Origin of the sequence: Halomonas sp. IOP_14 (genome assembly GCF_021021315.1) — a bacterium.
Taxonomy (GTDB): domain Bacteria; phylum Pseudomonadota; class Gammaproteobacteria; order Pseudomonadales; family Halomonadaceae; genus Vreelandella; species Vreelandella titanicae.
This window is the reverse complement of the sequence record NZ_JAINWD010000009.1, coordinates 57132-75725: the sequence shown is the minus strand read 5'-3', so window position 1 is coordinate 75725 and position 18594 is coordinate 57132. Positions and strand designations below refer to the sequence as shown.

23 protein-coding genes and 1 pseudogene are annotated in these 18594 nt (G+C 53.6%); 16 read left to right on the top strand and 8 right to left on the bottom strand.

The features are described from left to right. Window positions 1–32 precede the first annotated feature (32 nt). The 6 genes from K7H09_RS09310 to K7H09_RS09285 all read left to right on the top strand — a co-directional run bounded on the left by K7H09_RS09310 (window position 33) and on the right by K7H09_RS09285 (window position 4054). A complete protein-coding gene (locus tag K7H09_RS09310; protein WP_022520523.1) occupies window positions 33–650 on the top strand; it encodes a LysE family translocator in 618 nt (205 codons plus the stop codon). A 52-nt stretch (window positions 651–702) separates the two neighbouring features. After that, a complete protein-coding gene (locus K7H09_RS09305) occupies window positions 703–1404 on the top strand; it encodes a glutathione S-transferase family protein (RefSeq protein WP_022520522.1) in 702 nt (233 codons plus the stop codon). A gap of 69 nt (window positions 1405–1473) precedes the next feature. Continuing rightward, a complete protein-coding gene (locus K7H09_RS09300; RefSeq protein WP_039859297.1) occupies window positions 1474–2013 on the top strand; it encodes a YaeQ family protein in 540 nt (179 codons plus the stop codon). Window positions 2014–2277: 264 nt separating this feature from the next. After that, complete coding sequence (locus K7H09_RS09295) at window positions 2278–3267, top strand: lipid A deacylase LpxR family protein (protein WP_041157849.1); 990 nt, start codon at window positions 2278–2280, stop codon at window positions 3265–3267. Window positions 3268–3322: 55 nt separating this feature from the next. Next, window positions 3323–3652 carry a hypothetical protein gene (locus K7H09_RS09290; protein ID WP_027959788.1) on the top strand — a complete coding sequence of 110 codons (330 nt, stop codon included), beginning with the start codon at window positions 3323–3325 and terminating at the stop codon, window positions 3650–3652. Window positions 3653–3730: 78 nt separating this feature from the next. Continuing rightward, window positions 3731–4054, top strand: a complete 324-nt coding sequence (locus K7H09_RS09285; protein ID WP_022520517.1) for a DUF6693 family protein — start codon at window positions 3731–3733, stop codon at window positions 4052–4054. Window positions 4055–4148: 94 nt separating this feature from the next. Here the strand turns inward: K7H09_RS09285 and yghU are convergent, their stop codons facing one another. Next, window positions 4149–5021, bottom strand: a complete 873-nt coding sequence (yghU, locus tag K7H09_RS09280; RefSeq protein ID WP_141439677.1) for a glutathione-dependent disulfide-bond oxidoreductase — start codon at window positions 5019–5021, stop codon at window positions 4149–4151. A gap of 103 nt (window positions 5022–5124) precedes the next feature. Here yghU and K7H09_RS09275 point away from each other — a divergent pair, with 103 nt between their 5' ends. Next, the gene (locus K7H09_RS09275; protein ID WP_141439676.1) at window positions 5125–5820 is read left to right on the top strand and encodes an aspartate/glutamate racemase family protein; all 696 of its coding nucleotides are present in this window, start codon (window positions 5125–5127) and stop codon (window positions 5818–5820) included. Between the two features lie 15 nt (window positions 5821–5835). Here K7H09_RS09275 and K7H09_RS09270 read toward each other — a convergent pair whose 3' ends face one another. After that, window positions 5836–6267, bottom strand: coding sequence for an organic hydroperoxide resistance protein (locus K7H09_RS09270; protein ID WP_022520514.1), 432 nt, complete (start codon window positions 6265–6267; stop codon window positions 5836–5838). Between the two features lie 118 nt (window positions 6268–6385). Continuing rightward, complete coding sequence (locus tag K7H09_RS09265) at window positions 6386–6829, bottom strand: MarR family winged helix-turn-helix transcriptional regulator (RefSeq protein ID WP_022520513.1); 444 nt, start codon at window positions 6827–6829, stop codon at window positions 6386–6388. Window positions 6830–7079: 250 nt separating this feature from the next. On the opposite strand from K7H09_RS09265, the gene K7H09_RS09260 reads away from it, so the two are divergent. The 6 genes and pseudogenes from K7H09_RS09260 to K7H09_RS09235 all read left to right on the top strand — a co-directional run bounded on the left by K7H09_RS09260 (window position 7080) and on the right by K7H09_RS09235 (window position 12655). Then, entirely contained in the window at window positions 7080–8153 is a 1074-nt protein-coding gene (locus K7H09_RS09260) for a TRAP transporter substrate-binding protein (RefSeq protein WP_230804484.1), read from the top strand. A gap of 70 nt (window positions 8154–8223) precedes the next feature. Beyond that, on the top strand, window positions 8224–8817 hold the full coding sequence (locus K7H09_RS09255; protein WP_009287267.1) for a TRAP transporter small permease: 594 nt from the start codon (window positions 8224–8226) through the stop codon (window positions 8815–8817). A gap of 2 nt (window positions 8818–8819) precedes the next feature. Beyond that, window positions 8820–10100: a TRAP transporter large permease gene (locus tag K7H09_RS09250; RefSeq protein WP_009287268.1), complete on the top strand. Its 1281-nt coding sequence runs from the start codon at window positions 8820–8822 to the stop codon at window positions 10098–10100. A gap of 29 nt (window positions 10101–10129) precedes the next feature. Continuing rightward, on the top strand, window positions 10130–10657 hold the full coding sequence (locus K7H09_RS09245; RefSeq protein WP_141439675.1) for a gluconokinase: 528 nt from the start codon (window positions 10130–10132) through the stop codon (window positions 10655–10657). A gap of 86 nt (window positions 10658–10743) precedes the next feature. After that, window positions 10744–11735, top strand: a pseudogene (gene gntR / locus K7H09_RS09240) (gluconate operon transcriptional repressor GntR). A 71-nt stretch (window positions 11736–11806) separates the two neighbouring features. Further along, window positions 11807–12655 (top strand): MOSC domain-containing protein, encoded by an 849-nt coding sequence (locus tag K7H09_RS09235; protein WP_027959783.1) that lies wholly within the window; start codon window positions 11807–11809, stop codon window positions 12653–12655. On the opposite strand, the gene K7H09_RS09230 is transcribed toward K7H09_RS09235, so the two are convergent. Beyond that, the gene (locus K7H09_RS09230; RefSeq protein ID WP_022520509.1) at window positions 12609–13514 is read right to left on the bottom strand and encodes a DMT family transporter; all 906 of its coding nucleotides are present in this window, start codon (window positions 13512–13514) and stop codon (window positions 12609–12611) included. The genes K7H09_RS09235 and K7H09_RS09230 overlap by 47 nt on opposite strands. Before the next feature lie 204 nt (window positions 13515–13718). On the opposite strand from K7H09_RS09230, the gene K7H09_RS09225 reads away from it, so the two are divergent. Further along, a complete protein-coding gene (locus K7H09_RS09225; RefSeq protein WP_027959781.1) occupies window positions 13719–14141 on the top strand; it encodes an OsmC family protein in 423 nt (140 codons plus the stop codon). 190 nt (window positions 14142–14331) lie between these two features. Here the strand turns inward: K7H09_RS09225 and K7H09_RS09220 are convergent, their stop codons facing one another. Beyond that, window positions 14332–14757 (bottom strand): PRC-barrel domain-containing protein, encoded by a 426-nt coding sequence (locus tag K7H09_RS09220; RefSeq protein WP_141439674.1) that lies wholly within the window; start codon window positions 14755–14757, stop codon window positions 14332–14334. A gap of 447 nt (window positions 14758–15204) precedes the next feature. On the opposite strand from K7H09_RS09220, the gene K7H09_RS09215 reads away from it, so the two are divergent. Then, window positions 15205–16161, top strand: coding sequence for a L,D-transpeptidase family protein (locus tag K7H09_RS09215; protein WP_141439673.1), 957 nt, complete (start codon window positions 15205–15207; stop codon window positions 16159–16161). A gap of 14 nt (window positions 16162–16175) precedes the next feature. Here K7H09_RS09215 and K7H09_RS09210 read toward each other — a convergent pair whose 3' ends face one another. Beyond that, entirely contained in the window at window positions 16176–16844 is a 669-nt protein-coding gene (locus tag K7H09_RS09210) for a 2OG-Fe(II) oxygenase (RefSeq protein WP_141439672.1), read from the bottom strand. Next, window positions 16841–17512, bottom strand: coding sequence for a CoA pyrophosphatase (locus tag K7H09_RS09205; protein WP_022520503.1), 672 nt, complete (start codon window positions 17510–17512; stop codon window positions 16841–16843). Before K7H09_RS09205 ends, K7H09_RS09210 begins: the two co-directional genes overlap by 4 nt. 94 nt (window positions 17513–17606) lie before the next feature. Here K7H09_RS09205 and K7H09_RS09200 point away from each other — a divergent pair, with 94 nt between their 5' ends. Further along, window positions 17607–18164 carry an NUDIX hydrolase gene (locus K7H09_RS09200; protein ID WP_141439670.1) on the top strand — a complete coding sequence of 186 codons (558 nt, stop codon included), beginning with the start codon at window positions 17607–17609 and terminating at the stop codon, window positions 18162–18164. A gap of 16 nt (window positions 18165–18180) precedes the next feature. Here K7H09_RS09200 and K7H09_RS09195 read toward each other — a convergent pair whose 3' ends face one another. Then, window positions 18181–18492, bottom strand: coding sequence for an NGG1p interacting factor NIF3 (locus K7H09_RS09195; protein WP_133731203.1), 312 nt, complete (start codon window positions 18490–18492; stop codon window positions 18181–18183). Window positions 18493–18594 lie beyond the last annotated feature (102 nt).

The following is an 18594-nucleotide window of genomic DNA, read 5'->3' as shown; positions in this document are numbered from 1 at the left end:
ACCTAACCATTACCTTCAAGAGAATCGCCAATATGCAATGGGCCGCATTCATCCTCGCCGCACTAGGTTTTGCCTATCTTCCTGGGCCTGCAATGCTGTATACCGCAGCGCAAACCCTGGGGCGTGGCCGACGAGCAGGATGGTTAGCGGTCATGGGTGTGCATATGGGCTGCTACGTTCATGTGGTGGCGGCCGCATTGGGCTTGGCGCTGCTGTTTGCAGCGATTCCGCCTGCTTATATCGCCATGAAAATCATCGGTGGGCTTTATTTACTCTGGATGGGACTGAGGCTATGGCAGCAGGGCATTCGTGCCCATAATGATGAGGTGCCGCTGGCAACCACTAAACGCGTGCTTCGCGACAGTTTTTTGGTGGAGGTGCTCAACCCTAAAACCGCGCTTTTCTTTGTCGCGTTTCTGCCTCAATTCGTGCAGCCCGAGAGCGCTATGCCGGTAGCGTGGCAACTGCTCTGGCTAGGTATCGCCACTAATGTGCTGTTCTCATCAGCGGATGTTGTGGTGGTGCTGCTGGCCAGCCCGTTGCGTGAGTGGTTACAAAAATCCCATGGCTCCTCTCGGCTCATTCAGCGCATTGGCGGTGGCGTATTAATGGGATTAGGCGGTAATACACTGGCTCAGGCAGCACGTTAAGGTGGCTGCCTAATTGATCGGCTAATTCGATTTCCCACATAAGGAGCGCTGCATGTTTGATCTCTATATTGCCAACAAGAATTACTCTTCTTGGTCGCTGCGCCCTTGGGTGCTGATGAAAGCGCTGGAGATTCCGTTTAACGAACACCTGATGCCGTTCGAGGGTGGTTTGGGTGCAAGCCATGCCACCTTCATTCGCTTCTCACCTTCAGGTTTGGTGCCCTGCTTGGTGGATGTGACGGATGAAGGCGAGCTGGCGGTGTGGGACTCCCTGGCGATTATCGAGTATCTGGCCGAGCAGCACGCTAATGTTTGGCCGAGTGATAAAACCGCCCGCGCCTGGGCGCGCTCAGCCACAGCAGAGATGCACAGCGGCTTTAGCGCCCTGCGCGACGAGTGTCCAATGAACTGCGGTATGCGGGTGGAATTGAATAGCTTATCGGCCAATCTTAAGGCCGATGTGGCACGCTTGGATGCGCTATGGCAGCAGGGGATTGAGCGCTTTGGCGGGCCGTTTTTAGCGGGTGAGCACTTCTCAGCAGTAGATGCGTTTTATGCGCCTGTGGCGTTTCGCGTGCAGACATTCAACCTGCCGATCCATGAGAAATCCCAGGCATATGTCGAGCGCTTGCTAGCGCTGCCAGCAATGCAAACTTGGTATCAAGCCGCGCTCGAAGAGCCATGGCATGAGCCCATGCACGAGGCCGATACGCTGAAAAATGGCACAGTCACGGACGATCACCGCAAAGCTTAACCTGTCAGACTATTCACCAGAGACACCCACCATCGGGTACACTGACGCAAATTTCGTTTGGACATTTTCATGGCTCTTAGTGCAACGCCCTACAAAGTTGATATCAATCTGACCGATCTGGATCGCGGGGTGTATGAAACGCTGCGCTTTACCGTGGCTCGCCATCCGTCAGAGACCGAAGAGCGCATGACCGCGCGCTTGCTTGCTTATGTGTTGTGGTACAGCGAGACGCTGGCCTTCGGGCGTGGGCTTTCAGATGTAGATGAACCGGCACTGTGGGAGAAAAGCCTAGACGGTCGCCTACTGCACTGGATCGAAGTGGGTTTGCCCGATGCCGAGCGGATTACCTGGTGCTCACGTAGGGCAGAGCGCGTGTCGCTACTTGCTTACGGCCGGGTAGATCAATGGGAGAGTAAAGTGTTGCCCAGCGTGGCATCACTGAAAAATGTGCATGTGGCGGGGCTGCCACAAGAGGCCCTAGCAATTATCGCTAAAGACCTGCCTCGGGCGATTAACTGGGCAGTAATGATCAGCGAAGGATCGCTGTTTATTACCGATGAAAACGGCCAACATGAAATCACTCCGCAGTGGCTTCTGCGCGACAGATAGTGATTCAACTAAGTCATTAGCCTACCAACTTTACTCTAGTCGACTACGCTAATAAATCTAAACAAATGACAGCAGAAGGGGTGGCCTACAAGCCACCCTTTGATGTTAGTGACTTAGCTCTTTTCTGTAGAAGACAGTAAAAGTATGCTTGCTATCTTTTTGCACAATTACATACAATCAACAATGTTTGTTGATGTTCTTCAAAAGTGGCCTCAAAACACAGCCCCAAAAAACACTCCCCAGGACAATCTCAAGGAACGAGCAATGAAAGATACCCCCCCTCTACGATGGCAGCTGCTACCGCTAGTGGCTGTAGTAACCCTGCTGTCAACGCTGGCACAAGCCGACGATAGTGTCCTCTCGATTAAGCACGCAAATGATGGCATGGCCAGCAGCGATGATGGCCACTTTACCAGTGGCTTTGAACTCAATTGGACGTTTCAGCCGGAAGCACAAAGCTGGACGCAACGCTTGGCCACCGCTTTACCCGATAGCCTTATTGGCAGCGCTGATATGGCAGCTTTTCGTTTGGTGCATCAGATTTATACGCCAAACAATATTGAGCAGCGTGGACTGATTGAAGATGATCGCCCCTACGCCGGGATTGTTTACGGCGGTATCTCACTTTACGAAGACGTGCCCATGGGCAATTGGCGCCAAGCGACTGACCTGCACCTGGATATTGGTTTGGTAGGGCCTTCGTCGCTTGCCGATAGCATTCAACGCGAAGTGCACCGCATCACCGAAAGCGACCGCCCCAGCGGTTGGGATAACCAGCTTGGCGATGAAGCCATCGTCAACGTCGCCATGCGTCGCCAGTGGTGGTATAGCTCCCCTTTGATGGGTAAGCAGTTTGCCCATGGCCCCAGCGTTAGCGCCGCTTTGGGCAACCTTTACACCTATGCAAGCGCCGGGTATAGCGTTCGCTGGGGTGATGAGGCGCCTAGCATTCCTACGCTAACGCCAAGCCCTGGTAGCCGCTACCACATGACCGGTAAAGAGGGGTGGCAGTGGTACCTGTTTGCCAGCGTAGACGGTTACTACATGGCGCAAAACCTGACGCTTGACGGCAATACGTTTAGAAATAGCCACTCGGTTGATCGCAAAGAGTGGGTAGGCGACGTATCAGCAGGGCTGGCGCTGGCCTGGGAAGATTGGCAAGTCACTTACGCGGCAGTTCAGCGCTCACGTGAATTTGACGGCCAGGAAGAGCAGGATAAATTCGGCTCTATCACGCTATCTAAGCGCTTCTAAACGGTTAGGTGAAATGAGGTGAGTAGAAGCGCCCAACGGGAAAGGAGTATTGCTTATGGCTAACAAGTATCCTCACACTCCCGATGGACGCTATTTTGTCGCCAAAAATCGGCTTTGGCGCTGCACTGACCCGCGCTTAGATGAAGACGAAAAGCGAACCCATATCAAAGCATTGATGAAAGCCCGTCGGGCGGTTAGGACAGCCCAGCAGCAAGACGATGAAGATGCGCTTCGCCAAGCCCGCAACATGGTGCAGAACGCCAAAGAAGCCCTCGGAGAGCGTGGCCCGGTATGGTGGGATGATGACGCCCCCGATGAAGGCGGTTTGGCGCCCCATAACAGTTCCTATGCCGAGTGGTGGGAGAGTAAACGACAGCTTCCCTAATTTATATTAATTTATAATTCACGGTTGGGGCTTGCGGTGTTACTCTCTGCCGCTTTCCACGCATACTAAGGGCAACCTGTGAAGATCAAAGCCGACCTCTCCATTCTAGATATCATTGGCCATCTACTTGTCTGGGTGGTGTTGAGTATTATCACGTTTGGCATAGCGTTATTTTTCTTTCCCTATTCGTTTGCGCGGTTTGTCATCAATCGCACATCGCTAGTTGATGCCAGCACTGGCGTCGAGCGAAAAATGGTTTGCGATATCAACCTGTTCAGCAATATCGGCCATATCATCCTATGGATGTTGATTTCGCTGGTCACCTTTGGTTTAGGGTATATTTTCTACTTCTATCGAGTTTGGAATTACGCGTTGAATAACTCGCGGATTGAGTCAGTTTAGTTTTTCTCGTTAAACAGAACTCGGCTTGGAGTATTGATGCTGCACCGGGGCCTACGCTGAGAGTTCAAGCGTAGGCCCTTTTTTGGGTGACTAATTACTCGCTATCAGCCAGCTTATCTTGTGTGCGAAGCTCAAAGTCGCTGGCATCATGACGTTCATGCAACTGCTCGTGCGGCTCGCCAAAAGAGCGGTTGACCATACGGCCACGTTTAACGGCGGGACGTTCATCAATCTCTTCAGTCCAGCGCAGAACGTTCTTGTAGGTATGGGCTTCCAAGAATTCAGCCGCTTCGTAAACGCGATTTTTCACTAGTGCGCCATACCAAGGGTGAATCGCCATATCGGCAATGGTGTACTCATCACCCGCCATAAAGCGGTTTTCCGCCAAGTGGCGGTCAAGCACATCAAGCTGGCGTTTTACTTCCATGGTGTAGCGGTCAATCGGGTACTGATACTTTTCCGGTGCGTAAGCGTAAAAGTGGCCAAAGCCACCGCCTAACATCGGTGCGCTGCCCATTTGCCAGAACAGCCAGGAGAGGCACTCGGTGCGTTTCGCTGGGTCACTAGGTAAGAACTCGTCAAATTTTTCAGCCAAATAGAGCAGGATTGCGCCAGACTCAAATACCCGCTGGGGGGGATTGGTAGAGTGATCCATCAGTGCGGGAATTTTGGAGTTGGGGTTCACCTCGACAAAGCCGCTGCTGAATTGATCGCCTTCGCCAATTTGAATCAGATAAGCGTCGTACTCGGCACCTGTTACGCCTTTCTCCAGCAGCTCTTCCAACATCACGGTGACTTTGACACCGTTGGGCGTGGCAAGGGAGTAGAGCTGAAGCGGGTGTTTACCTACCGGCAGCGCCTTGTCATGGGTAGGGCCTGCGATTGGGCGGTTGATATTGGCAAATTTACCGCCGTTGCCAGGTTCCCATTTCCAAACGCTCGGGGGAGTATAGGTGTTGTCGCTCATTAGTTTCCTCACTATAAGTGTTCTATCGGTGACAAAGCGGCTACAAGGGTTAGCTAGTGCTTAGCCTGATAATAAAGTAGTTCATTTTCCAAAGAGGTGGCGGATGCGTGTTATTGGTGTGCTAGGCGGTATGAGTTGGGAATCTACCCAAGGCTACTACCGAGCCTTAAATGAGGGCGTAAAAGCAGCGCTAGGTGGCTTCCATTCGGCTAAGATCGTGATGGTTAGCGTCGATTTTGCCGAAATTGAAGCACTCCAGCAGCAGGGCAATTGGCACGCTGCTGGTGAAATGCTGGCCAGCGCTGCCCAAAGCGTTGAACGCGCGGGTGCCGACTGCCTGCTGATTGCCACCAATACCATGCATAAAGTGGCGCCCGCTATTGAGCAGGCAGTGACTATTCCGCTGTTGCATATTGCCGATGCCACGGCTGAACAGCTCACCGCTGACGGAATCACTCGCGTTGGCCTATTGGGTACGCGCTTTACCATGGAGCAGGACTTTTATATTGGCCGCTTAGAAAAGCAGTTCGGTATTGAAGTCGTGGTGCCCGATCAGTCTGAGCGCGACACTATTCATCGGGTGATCTTTGATGAACTCTGCCAGGGCCGTATAAAAGATGTATCGCGGCAGCGCTACTTGGCAATCATTGACTCCCTGCATGCTCATGGCGCCCAGGCGGTGATTTTAGGCTGTACTGAAATCGCCATGCTGGTGGGCCAGCGTGATACCAAGGTACCCCTTTACGACACCACCGCTCTGCATGCCCAGAGAGCGGTGGCGTGGGCACTAAATGATTAATCTAGGTAACGACGCTTAGACCAGTGTCAGGGTGACATTAATATTGCCACGGGTGGCATTGGAGTAGGGGCAGACAACATGGGCTTTCTCGACCAACTGCTGGGCAACGTCTTGCTCAAGGCCGGGCAGACTGATTTTTAGCTCGACTTCGATGCCAAAGCCGGTAGGAATGGCGCCGATACCTACGTGGCCATCAATTTTCGTATCCTGAGGAAGCTTTACTTTCTCCTGGCCAGCGACATGCTTAAGCGCACCTAAAAAGCAGGCCGAGTAGCCAGCAGCAAATAGCTGCTCAGGATTGGTGCCATCACCGCCTGCGCCGCCCAGCTCTTTGGGCGTGCTGAGTTTAACATCCAGCGCGCCATCGGACGATTTGGCCTGGCCTTCACGGCCGCCAGTAGCAGTGGCGTGGGCACGATAAACAACGTTTTCAATAGTGGTCGTCATTCTGTATCTCCTGTCGGTGTTTTCATTATGAATCTGCGCTATTAACTTAGCGCAGCTTTATTTTGCGCGCAATATAAATGGTAAATAAATCTCTATGCCCTGCGCTAGAAATCGAAGGCTATTGGTTCTTTTGCAGGCTATCACGCAGCCGCACTAAGTCCTCTTTCAGCGTGGTCAGTGCCTCGATCGATTGCTCGCTGGCATGCACCACACAGCTTGGAATATGGCACGCCTGTTCGCGCAACGCTTTGCCTTTTTCAGTGAGATAAAGCTCGACCACGCGTTCGTCTTCGTGGCTGCGTTTGCGATTCAACAACTGATCGGCTTCAAGGCGCTTGAGCAGTGGCGTCAGTGAGCCAGGATCGGTTAGTAGGCGCTTACTCATTGTGCCTACCGTGATGCCATCGTTTTGCCACAGCACTAGCATCGCCAGGTATTGCGGGTAAGTAAGTCCCAGCTTTTTGAGCAAGGGTTTATAAACTTTGGTCATCATCAACGAGGTTGAATAGAGCGCAAAGCAAAGTTGGTGATCGAGCTCTAATTCGCTACAAGATGGTTGCACAAGTATGGTTCCGATCCGAAATACATCGCCTAATGTAGCGCGGGAAGCAGTTAGTGGCTATCCCTAGACGTTGGTCGTAAGTTGGCAGTTTTGTTTTGACACGCACAAGGCGGGTAGCTAGCCTTCGCATACTCAATGTTACCGGTAACAAATTGCCGTTCATTGAATCGGCCATTAACAACATCGCTATTAACGACTCAGCTATTAACAACCCAGTCATTAACAACAATGAGTATTTGGAGACAACGCTATGACCTCTATTTGGCGCAACACGCTGACCTTAGTCGGCGCGACCACCCTGACATTTGGTATGGCCCATGCCCAAAGCCCGGAGCTCTCTGATCCGCCTGAAATTGAAGGCGAGGTAGTCGGCGACCACGGCTCGCATACTTTGCGCATGGGGATCGGCCTGGCGGAAAGCTCTCCGCAGTACCTATCCAGCCAATACTTTGGTGAGATTCTGGAGCAGCGCACCGACGGCCGCATCACTGTTAACGTTTTCCCTAACAGTCAGTTAGGCGACGACGTTCAAATGATGGAGATGCTACAAACCGGTACGCTGGATATGACCTATCCGTCGAGCTCAGCCACCGCGGGTTACGTTGAAGAACTGGCCGCTTTTGATCTGCCCTTCCTGCTACCTAGTCGTGAAGCCGCTGTAGCGGTCATGCAGAGCGATGTTGCCCAGGACATGCTGGACGCCTTTGAAGGCACCGGTCTGAAAGCACTCGCTTTCTCTGAAAATGGCTATCGTCAGCTTTCGAACAGCGCTCGATCGGTGGCTAGTCCTGATGACGTTGCAGGTCTAGATGTGCGCGGTTTAAGCGTTCGTACCATGGAAAACCCGGTACACCTAGCGATTTGGGAAGCCTTAGGTGCCAACCCCACGCCAATGGCCTTTGGTGAGCTGTTCTCCGCCATGGAACAGGGCGTGGTTGATGGTCAGGAAAACCCCTGGAGCACCATCCTGACCTCTAACTTCAACGAAGTGCAGGACTATGGCACTGAAACACGCCACGTCTATACTCCCTTTATCATGATGCTTTCCGAGCGTACTTGGGATCGCATGGCGCCTGAGTATCAAGAGTTGGTGCTGGAAGCCGCTCGCCAGTCCGCTGAATATGAAATTCAGCTGTCTGCTGAGTATGATGACTGGTCTCGGGATCAGCTAGCAGAGCGAGGAATGGAAATTACTCGCCTGGACGACGAGCAGTTAGCCGCGTTCCAAGATGCCGTTCAACCGGTTTATGAAGAGTGGGCGCCGCGTATTGGCGAAGACCTGATCGCCGACATTCAAAAGATCGTTGAAGAGAGCAGCAACTAAACCTTACGTTTAGCGCACCGTTGGGCAGGCCATCGAGCCTGCCCAACGTGTCAGTGCTTCTGGAGCTCCTATGTCACTCTCCTCTACACCCCCAAATACCCCCACGCCGATTGAAGATCCATCGGTGTATCTGGATGACCCCAATCGCAAGTTGCTGGAAATCGATACCGATACCCGCCAAGGCCCTGCACTGTTCCGCTGGCTAACCTTAGGTATGGAGTATCTTATCGGCGTTATTTTAGTGGCGTTGATTGTGTCCGTTTCTTGCAACGTGGTAGGGCGCGCGCTGTTTAATTACTCACTGCCCTGGGCCGATGAGCTGGCGCGCATGCTGTTTATATGGCTGGTGTTTATCGGGGCCGCTGCGGCGTTTTCCCGTTACGAGCACATTGCCGTTGATGCCTTAGTACGGCGCTTGCCGCTGCGCTTGGCACACATGCTCTATTTACTGCAGCACCTAATTATTACCGGCCTAATGGTGGTAATGATTTGGGGTGGCTACCAAGTGCTGTCGCGTTCAAGCGGGCGCTCAGCGATTATGGATGTGCCATTGAGTTTTATCAGCCTTTCTCTGGTGCTGTGTGTCATCTTTATTGCGGTGGTAGCGGTGTGGCGAATGTGGGTCAGCCTTAACGTTATTCGCCACTCTGAGCGGGAGCGCTAATCATGCTATGGATTTTCCTGGCCATTTTATTGGTCTCTATCGTTATTGGGCTGCCCATTGCCTTTGGTTTAGGCGTGGCGGCGCTGGTCATGGCGGTACTCTCAGATATTCCGCTGTCGATTATGATCGAGCAGTCGATTCGTGGGGTGAACAGCTTTCCGCTGCTCGCCATTCCGTTCTTTATTTTAGTCGGTGAGGTGATGAGTAATGGAGGTATTGCTCGTCGCTTGATGGAACTGGCTGGCGCTATGGTCGGCTTTATGCGCGGCGGGCTAGGGCAGGTTGCCATTACCGGTTCGATGTTCTTTGGCGGCATCAGTGGGTCAGCGGTGGCCGATACGGCCGCTACTGGTGCGATGATGATTCCCTCTATGAAAGAGCAGGGCTACACCGCAGCTAATGCTACCGCAATCAATACCGTGTCGTCGGTGATCGGAATTATTATTCCGCCCTCCATCCCGCTGATTCTGTACGGCATCGTCACTGAAACCTCGATTAGCCGCCTGTTTATAGCCGGTATCATTCCAGGGCTGTTGATTGGCTTTGCGCTGATGGTGACCACCTATATTCTTGCCAAAAAGGATGGCGGCGGCGTGCAGCAGTTCCGCTGGGATCGTCTCTGGAAAGCCTTCAAAGATGCTTGGCTTGCACTTGTTCTGCCGGTCATCGTGATTGGCGGTATTATTGGCGGCGTATTTACCGCCACCGAAGCGGCCGTGGCGGCACTGCTTTATGCGCTGGCTATTTCGCTGGTGGTTTACCGTGAGTTCAAGATCAAAGAGCTCGGCGGTATGCTGATTCGCACTGCTCGTTTGACCGGCATGGTGATGATGCTGCTAGCGTTTGCGACGGTTATTGCTTGGTTCCTTACCATCAATATGGTGCCACAAACCCTGGTCAGCCAAGTGCAAGCGATCACTCAAGATCCGTTTATGCTGCTGCTGATTGTGGCGACTTTGCTGCTGTTGGTAGGTTTCGTAATGGACTTAACGCCGGCCATGGTCATCATGGCGCCCATGCTGGCACCGATCGTGACTTCGGTAGGTGTTGATGCCGCTTACTTTGGCGTACTGATGGCGTTTGTATTGGGCATTGGGCTGCTAACCCCGCCGGTAGGTACCTGCCTTTACGTAGGTTGTGGTGTGGGTAAAGTCTCCATGGAGTCGTTAGTCAAAGCCATGCTGCCTTACTATGTGGCGCTCTTAGTCGTGCTGGTAATTCTGATCGCTTTCCCTGGCATCGTGACTTGGCTGCCTGATCTTACCGCCGTGCGCGGCAATTAAGGTTCTTGGTAATGAATAGGAGAGCCGCAGTGAAGACCCACTCGCATCGTATTTTGGTGATGGGCGTGTCCGGCTCCGGAAAGTCGCACATTGGTCACCAGTTGGCGTTGACTCTGGGTGCCACGTTTATCGATGGTGATGACTATCACTCACCCGCCAACGTGGCCAAAATGGCCAGTGGCAAGCCGCTCAACGACGATGATCGGAGTGAGTGGTTGGACACCTTGGCGGCGCTGTTTGCCGAGTATCGGGCAAGGGGGGAGTCACTGGTGATTGCCTGCTCCGGATTAAAAAAGCGCTACCGTGATCGGCTGCGGCAAGGCGACCCAGCGCTGCAGATTCTCTATTTAGAGGGCAGCCGGGAGCTACTGCTTGAACGGCTTGAAACCCGGGCTGGACACTTCTTCAAAGGCGATACCATGTTAGCCAGTCAACTGGCCGACCTGGAACCGCCCAGTGAAGAGGAGGCCTTCAATGCCTCGATTACCTTATCGCCCCAAGCGATCATTACGCAATTTGCTGCCACGCTACCGACGCCCAGCCGCTCGCCCATTTAAAGGAAGTAAGTTAAAGGAAAAATAAGCATTGGGGTCAGCTTTAGGGAAGACCTCAATGCTTACACCTTGAATAAGGCAGTTACTTTTTGAAGAAAAAACGTCCCACCCTGCAGGATATTGCCGACCACGTAGGGGCTACCAAAATGACGGTAAGCCGCTGCCTGCGTGACCCTGAAACGGTCTCGGAAGGCCTGCGCGAACGCATCTTCTCGATTGCCGAACAGATTGGTTATATTCCCAACCGTGCGCCGGATCTGCTTTCCAGATCGACCAGCCACTCTATCGGGGTGCTGGTACCATCGCTTACCAACCAGGTATTCGCCGATGTTATCCTCGGTATCGAAACGCTGACGGAGCCGGCGGGGTATCACCTGATGCTTTCTCACTATGGCTATAGCCCCGAGCTTGAAGAACGCAGCCTGGCCTCGTTGCTCTCCTATAATGTCGACGGCATTATTCTGTCAGATCGTGACCATACTTCGCGCAGCCTGCGAATGCTGGAAACCGCCGGTATTCCAATTGTGGAAATCATGGACACCCACCGCCCCCCGCTACAACAGGCGGTGGGCTACGACAACGTTCAAGCCGCCTACGACATGGTCAGCGAGATGATCTTACGGGGTCGGCGCCAGGTGATATATCTGGCGGTACGTTTGGATGAGCGTACTCGCCAGCGCGAACAGGGCTACCGCCGTGCCATGGAAGAGCACGGCTTGACGCCCGTTACCCTGCAGAGCACCCAGCGCTCCTCTTACAGTGTGGGAGCGGCGCTGCTGCAACAGGTGATCACTGACTACTCCACGGCGGATGGTCTGTTCTGCACCAACGATGACGTCGCGGTTGGGGCATATTTCGAGTGTCAGCGGCGGGGCATTGACGTACCAGGGCAGATGGCGCTGGCGGGCTTCCACGGCCACGATGTAGGCCATGTAATGACACCACGCCTAGCCAGTGTGGTCACCCCCCGTCAGGCCATCGGTGAAGCAGCTGCGGGGGAGCTATTAGCGCGGCTTCGCGGTGAGAAGCAGACCCAGTGGTTGATTTGGGCTATCGTATTGAAGTGGGGATGACCTTATAGAGCGCGTTATCAAGTAGCCGTTAGCGGCGTAAATGACTAAAGTAGCCTTTTACTTTTGTCGCGAGGCCGTCGTGCAGATTACTCAACTGAATATTTACCCCGTCAAATCGCTAAAAGGCATCAGCGTGACTCAAAGCGAGCTGCAAGAGCACGGGCTAGCCTGGGATCGCCGCTGGATGCTGGTAGACGCGCAGCAGCGTTTTGTGACCCAGCGCCAACTCCCGGCGCTTGCCACCGTTGAGGTCGCGCTGACCGATGAGCACTTGGTGCTGTCGCATCCTAACGTCGAGCCTATGAGCGTACCGCTGGCCGAGCCAGAGGGAAATTTGCGCCTGGTCAGCGTGTGGAATGACCACTGCAAAGCTCTGCCGGAGAGCGATGAAGTATCGCGCTGGTTGGTCGCCGCCCTAGGCGAGCAGGTTCAGGGGTTTAGCATGGTGCGCTTTGCTACCGAGTTTACCCGTGCCGTTGAAGAGGATTTCCTTGATGGCGGGGCGGCGCATACCTACTTTTCCGACGGTTACCCTTTTTTGGTTGCCACTACGGGGTCGTTAGACGCTCTAAATCAAGCGTTAGTGGCAGGCGGGCATGCTCCTGTGCCCATGAACCGCTTTCGGCCCAATATCGTCGTAGAGAGTGACGAGGCGTGGGCGGAAGATCGCTGGGCAACGTTGACTCAGCAAAACGGCACCTTTCAGCTAGCGTTACGTAAGCCCTGTAAGCGCTGCAAAATCACCACCATCGATCAGCATACGGCGGCAGTGCCTGCCCCTGCTGAACCGCTAAAAACCTTGATTGAACTCAATACGCAACCCAACCTTAAAGGCGCGCATTTTGGCCAAAATGCCACGCTGCTTGAAGGCGCAGGCAGCGTTATTCGTGTGGGGGATAGACTGGCGGCGGCGACTCGCGACGCTTAATGCGCAGCAGCTTAGTGGCAATCGCCGTGCCGATAAGGGTTATCACCATACCGGCGATAATCTGAAGGTTGAGCGTTTCGCCAAGCAGCAGATAGCCCCATATCAGCGCGCTCACCGGCACCAGAAAAGTGACCGTTGAGGTGGCAGTAGCGCCCGCGCTGGCGAGTAAGCCAAAGTAGAGCAGAAAAGCCAGCGTGGTGCTAAGCGCAGCCAAGGCCAAGGCATTGCCCCACGCCAGTGGGCTAATGGGTTCGCTTGGCCACAGCAATATGCCGGGAATCATCAGCACCAGCGCCGACATGGCGCTGCTGCCTGCGGCCAGCACACGGGTTGGTAGATGGCCAAGGCGTGTTTTTGAGTAGTTGCCCGCAATACCGTAGCAAAACGTGGCGCCTAAAACGGCCAAAATGAACCAGCCGTCGCCGCCCAGGGCAAAATCGAGCCGATCGGCAGAGAGCACATAAACACCCAGGAGTGCCAAGGCAAGTCCTAGGTACTGCTGGCGCTGTATCGCGGTAGCGAAGAATAGCGCACCAATTAGTGCAGTGAAAATCGGCGTGGTGGCATTAATCAGCGAGGTAAAGCCCGCTTCAAGGCGCGTGGTGGCAAGTGCCAGCAGTGAAAAAGGCAGTACGTGATTGACTACCCCTAAAAACAGCAGCGGCCCCTTATGCTGCCAGATGAGTCTCAGGTAGTGCAGGCTGATCAGCAGCGGCATCAATAGCAGCGCGCCAATGCCCATGCGCACCAGCACTAAAGGCACTGCACCGAATTCGGGGGCGGCCACGCGCATAAAGATAAATGACAGGCCCCATAGCGAAGAGAGCAGTATCAAGCGCAGCGCATCAGCCGACGACATGGCGAGTCCTTAACGTTCAAGAGGTGATCCAGTTAGGTAGCTAACTAGCTTAAGGCCGAATAGAAGGGGATGGAAGTGATTGAAGCACGGGTTCGGCAGAACAGGAGAAAATCAGCTACGCTGGTTAGGTGGTCGAGCGGCAACTGCCGTTAGGCCTTGTCTGATAACATGTCTATGCATAATCGCACACACAAGGAGTTGTTCATGGATCGTAAAGCTAGCGCACGTTGGGAAGGTGGTCTCAAGGATGGTAAAGGCACCGTTTCAACCGAAAGTGGCGTTTTAGATGCCAAGTACTCCTTCAGCAAGCGCTTTGAAGATGAAAAAGGTACCAACCCCGAAGAGCTGATTGGCGCAGCGCACGCCAGCTGTTTCTCAATGGCGCTCTCAATGATTTTGGGCGAGAAAGGCTATACCGCTGACGCCATCGAAACCAGCGCCAAAGTGACTCTTTCCCAAAGCGATGCTGGGTTCAGTATCTCGAAAATTCACCTGGACGTGGAGGCTGAGATCAGTGGCGCTGATGACGCAGCATTCCAAGAAGCAGCGGAAACGGCTAAAGCCAATTGCCCTGTTTCCAAAGTACTTAATGCTGATATTAGCATGACGGCCAAACTGAAAGCCTAATTTTGTCTAGGCTGTACTTTGCTTATAAATAGGTTGTGTTTTGACATAGATGGCTCGCGTATAAACAGTGTGCGCGAGCCATTTTGCTAACTAAACGCATTTTAGGTTTTTGATTATTTCTTTGTTATCTTAAATGACATGCATTAAAAAGCCTTGGCAATTGCCAAGGCTTTTATCTTATGACTAGTGCTTACTTGTCTTCGTCTCCGTCACGGTTATACTCTTCAGTTGCTTCAAGCGCATCTTCTGATGCATTAACGGTAATGACATAATCATCGCCATCTTCGTCTTTAGTCAGCTCAAGTGAATCCCATTCAATCGCAACGTTTTTCTCACCCATACCTAAGAAGCCACCAACGCCAACAACAACAGCATTGATTTGGCCGTCTTCACCAATCACGAGGTCAGTAATGGTGCCGATGTCTTCGTCATCTTCGACGCTGCTTTTGACTTGATTGCCGGTTAAGGCGTCAGCGTGGAATGTGTTTTCTGGCGTTTCCGTTAGGTAAGTCGCTTCCATGGTCGTGGTGTTTTCTTCAGCATTTACGCTGCCAGCGGCAAACATAAAGGCTGGAACCATGAGCGTACCTAGAATAGCGGGTTTGATCATTTTCATTTTGCTTGCTCCTTGCGATTTTATTGGGCTTAACGACTCCGCGTAGCAACCCGAATAAATCAATAGTGACGGTATTGGCTTCGTTTAAAATAAGCGATGGCAATGCCGATACTATTATTCCTAAGTGTGTTAATTACCCTAGCTACTTAATGCATTGGGAATTAGTGCATTGGATAATTAACGCTATCTTGCGCTTCACTGCGTCAAGACAACTATCAGGTTAGTCGCTGCGTTCAAAAATACAACCATTAAAGTGAAACTTTTAAGTAACACCACCACTGCTGTTCGGCCCTCATGGGCCTACACCCGCGCCGTCATGCCACAGGCTGTTGAGTTGACCCGCCCTCGCTCAGTGTTCATATTCGTCTCCAAATGGCTCGCTTTCTATCCTCTGTTTGATAAAAGGTTTGATAAAAGTGAGGTCACATAAAAAGGAGAACCCTGACCATGATTTCCCACCCTTTGCAGTGTTTAAAACAGTTCTGCGTTAGCAGCGTTGCGCTAGGCGCTTGGCTATTAGCCTCAAGTGCTGTGGCCGATAGCAGCGAGCTTCCCAAAGGGCATTTTCTACTGCCTGAAGAGGGCAACATGGTGGGCCAAGTGTATACCGTCACGGCGACCGAAGAGGATACGCTGCTGGATATTGCCCGGGCACACAACGTGGGCTACGAAGAAATTCGTATGGCCAACCCGGATACCAGCCTCTGGGTACCGGGAGAAGGCACCGAAGTGACGATCCCCGGGCAGTATATTCTTCCCGATGAAGCGCGTAGCGGCATTGTGATTAACGTGGCAGAGCTACGCCTTTACTACTACCCCGAGGTAGCAGAGGGCGAGACGCCGCGGGTCGAAACCTACCCTATTGGTATCGGGCGGGATGCTTATAACACCCCGCTGGGAATTACCGAAACCACCATGCGGCTTGAAAACCCGGCCTGGTATCCACCTGAGTCGATTCGTCGTGAAGCCGCCGAGCGGGGCGACCCAGCCCCTGCGGTGGTTCCCCCTGGCGCCGATAATCCCTTGGGTGAATACGCTATTTTGCTGGATATCCCCGGTTACCTGATCCATGGCACTAACCAGCCCGATGGCATTGGTATGCGGGCTAGCCGGGGCTGCATCCGCATGCACCCGGAAGATATCGAGTCGGTGTTCTGGCGTGTGCCGGTAGGCACCCAGGTCAATATTATCGATTCGCCGATCAAAGTAGGCTGGGGTGAAGAGGGGAATCGCTACATTCAAGCCTTCACCGCCACGGATGAGCAAGTATTTGGTATGGAAACGCTGTTAAACGTAGTTGGCTTAATTGAAAAGCATGACGGGGGTAATGCCTCCAGCGTCAACTACGAGCAGGTAAGTGAAATATTAGAGCGAGCGAATGGCCAGATTGTGCCGATTAGCTAAACGATGGCGCAGCGCTAGCGTGCTGGGTCCAAAACCCCTCCCAGCGATGCGTTGCGCCTAAACCAACCCGCAATGCTGGTACGCGGGCAGCGAGTTGGTAGCACTTCATGGGGAATGGTCTCAGATAAGAAGCAGGCGAAGGTGCCCGCTTCGGGTACCACCCGGGCGACCTCTTGTCTGGGGTCGTCGGGGTGGTAGATCACCATCTCACCGCCACCGTCGCTGGGCCAGTCCGGTGTCAAATAGCCGACCGTAGATATCACGCGGTTGGCACGGCCTCGAAAGCTATCCAGGTGACGTTGATAAAAAGCGCCCGGTGGATAGTGGGCAAAGTGGGCCTCGTACTCAAATAAGCCCAAAAACAGCGCGTGGTTAAGCGCCTGCTGTAGCTCGCTCATGGCGTCTAAGTAACGCCGCTGGGCAGCGCTTTCTCGATCAAGCCAGTGAATAGCGTCACCGCGGATATCTTTACGCAGCAGGTGCTGTTGACCGCGGCCAATGCCCGCTTCATCCAGTCCGTTATAGGCCGCCCGGTGTAGAAGCTCATTATTCAGCGCGCCGCATAGCTCCAGGTCAATAACCCCGCGGCCCACATACCAGCCCTGTTCAACCAGCGCATCCACAAGAGCGACCTGCGTCGTGGGCTGAAGCGCAGGTGAAGATGTAGCAACACTGGGTGTCATTGGTTGGATCTCGATGGCGCCGAACTGGAAACGGTTGTCGAGGGTGTCGATAGGCGGTTTTTGCGCTCAGGGTGGTGGCGCAGCGGCCCCTGGGGGCGCTGATATAAATCAATCGGCATACCGAAGCCCTCGGCCAGTAACTCGACCAGCATCATGGCAGATAATCCCCAGATCACATGGCCGTCCACATGATAGCTGGGCACGTAGTGGGCAACGCCATCCACGGTAATCACGTCGGTATGGGTGCGGTGATCGTCTAGAAAGTGACTTAGCGGCACTTCAAAAATAGCGTCTAGCTCGCCGGGGTCGGCAATCAGCGGTAAATCCGGCGGAATAATGCCCACCCAGGGGGTAACGCGAATACCGTGCAGCGAAATAACGTCCGACAGCCGCCCCAGGGGTTGCACCAGAGCGGGGTCGAGGGCAATCTCCTCTTCTGCCTCGCGCAGTGCCGTGGCGTAAAGGTCGCTATCAAAGGGCTCGCGCTTGCCGCCTGGGAACGCCACTTGGCCGCTATGGGTGCTCAAATGGCTGGCCCGCCGGGTAAACAGCAAGGTAGGCGCTGGGCGCTCGACAATCGGCAACAGCACGGCGGCCTCGGGCATCACGATGTGATCCAAGCGTTGAGGAGTCAGCTGTTGCAGCTGTTTACGCAGTTTCTCTAACATGGGGTATCCCGTTACTTTGTTCTCTTTTACCCAGCAGCGGTCGTTGACGTCAAGCGCGTCGAGGCTTCTATTCACTAGCCGTTGAGAATATGCGATGAACTTTTGCAGCCAGTGTGGTGATAAAGTACGTTTTGCCATCCCGGAAGGCGATGACCGCCCGCGCTACCTGTGCGATGCCTGCGGCACGATTCACTATCAGAACCCACGCATTGTCGCCGGTACGCTGCCCGTCAGCGGTAGTAAAGTGCTGCTCTGTAAACGGGCGATTTCACCGCGCAAAGGCTACTGGACACTGCCCGCCGGCTATATGGAAAATGCCGAATCAACCCAGCAGGCCGCTTCCCGTGAGACCCGTGAAGAGGCCTGTGCCGAGGTCGAACTGGCCAACCTCTACACGCTAATTGACCTGCCGCATATCAATCAGGTGTATATGATTTTTCGCGCCGAATTAGTCGGTGGCTTCAGCGCCGGGCCGGAAAGCCTGGAAGTCGCGCTGTTCGAAGAGCATGAGATCCCTTGGGATGAGCTCGCCTTCATGACTATTGAGCGCACCCTCAAGCATTTTTACGCCGACCGCCCCCGCAATGAATTTCCGCTGCATATCAGCATGGTAACGCCAGAAGATCGCGAGCGTTATTTTGGCAGTGCGTAAGACGTTAAAGGTCTGATTATAGATCGGCGAGCTGCCACACATCATAAGCGACTTCTTCATAGGGGTGGGCAAGCCTCAAGGCCGCGATGGCGCCGTGAATATGCGCTTCATCGCAGAGCAGTTCGACTTTGAACTCTTCGACCTTTTCCAAGCTGCCCACCGAGCCGATGTGCGGGTGGGCGCCTTCCGTTGGGCGAAACTGTCCCGTGCCTCGGGTTTGAAAACAGACGTTTTCGTACGCCCCTACACGCCCGGCTCCGGCTTCGAATACCGCCTGCTTAACGCTTTCGGCATCTTCTACGGGGACAAAAAATGCGAGCTTATACATACTGTACCTCCAAACGATCAATCCAGTGTGAAACGTTGAACTCTGGCTATGTTAGCGGATAGGCGACTACTGGTCGCGGGCTTGGCTTTGTATGATGATGCT

Bases quoted from the DNA above. Each gene is read 5' to 3' on its own strand.
- K7H09_RS09210 (WP_141439672.1), bottom strand. From the start codon at position 16,844: ATGACACCCAGTGTTGCTACATCTTCACCTGCGCTTCAGCCCACGACG.
- K7H09_RS09305 (WP_022520522.1), top strand. From the start codon at position 703: ATGTTTGATCTCTATATTGCCAACAAGAATTACTCTTCTTGGTCGCTG.
- K7H09_RS09290 (WP_027959788.1), top strand. From the start codon at position 3,323: ATGGCTAACAAGTATCCTCACACTCCCGATGGACGCTATTTTGTCGCC.
- K7H09_RS09215 (WP_141439673.1), top strand. From the start codon at position 15,205: ATGATTTCCCACCCTTTGCAGTGTTTAAAACAGTTCTGCGTTAGCAGC.
- K7H09_RS09295 (WP_041157849.1), top strand. From the start codon at position 2,278: ATGAAAGATACCCCCCCTCTACGATGGCAGCTGCTACCGCTAGTGGCT.
- K7H09_RS09205 (WP_022520503.1), bottom strand. From the start codon at position 17,512: ATGTTAGAGAAACTGCGTAAACAGCTGCAACAGCTGACTCCTCAACGC.
- K7H09_RS09270 (WP_022520514.1), bottom strand. From the start codon at position 6,267: ATGACGACCACTATTGAAAACGTTGTTTATCGTGCCCACGCCACTGCT.
- K7H09_RS09300 (WP_039859297.1), top strand. From the start codon at position 1,474: ATGGCTCTTAGTGCAACGCCCTACAAAGTTGATATCAATCTGACCGAT.
- K7H09_RS09195 (WP_133731203.1), bottom strand. From the start codon at position 18,492: ATGTATAAGCTCGCATTTTTTGTCCCCGTAGAAGATGCCGAAAGCGTT.
- K7H09_RS09260 (WP_230804484.1), top strand. From the start codon at position 7,080: ATGACCTCTATTTGGCGCAACACGCTGACCTTAGTCGGCGCGACCACC.
- K7H09_RS09250 (WP_009287268.1), top strand. From the start codon at position 8,820: ATGCTATGGATTTTCCTGGCCATTTTATTGGTCTCTATCGTTATTGGG.
- K7H09_RS09255 (WP_009287267.1), top strand. From the start codon at position 8,224: ATGTCACTCTCCTCTACACCCCCAAATACCCCCACGCCGATTGAAGAT.
- K7H09_RS09275 (WP_141439676.1), top strand. From the start codon at position 5,125: ATGCGTGTTATTGGTGTGCTAGGCGGTATGAGTTGGGAATCTACCCAA.
- K7H09_RS09220 (WP_141439674.1), bottom strand. From the start codon at position 14,757: ATGAAAATGATCAAACCCGCTATTCTAGGTACGCTCATGGTTCCAGCC.
- yghU (WP_141439677.1), bottom strand. From the start codon at position 5,021: ATGAGCGACAACACCTATACTCCCCCGAGCGTTTGGAAATGGGAACCT.
- K7H09_RS09200 (WP_141439670.1), top strand. From the start codon at position 17,607: ATGAACTTTTGCAGCCAGTGTGGTGATAAAGTACGTTTTGCCATCCCG.
- K7H09_RS09230 (WP_022520509.1), bottom strand. From the start codon at position 13,514: ATGTCGTCGGCTGATGCGCTGCGCTTGATACTGCTCTCTTCGCTATGG.
- K7H09_RS09225 (WP_027959781.1), top strand. From the start codon at position 13,719: ATGGATCGTAAAGCTAGCGCACGTTGGGAAGGTGGTCTCAAGGATGGT.
- K7H09_RS09310 (WP_022520523.1), top strand. From the start codon at position 33: ATGCAATGGGCCGCATTCATCCTCGCCGCACTAGGTTTTGCCTATCTT.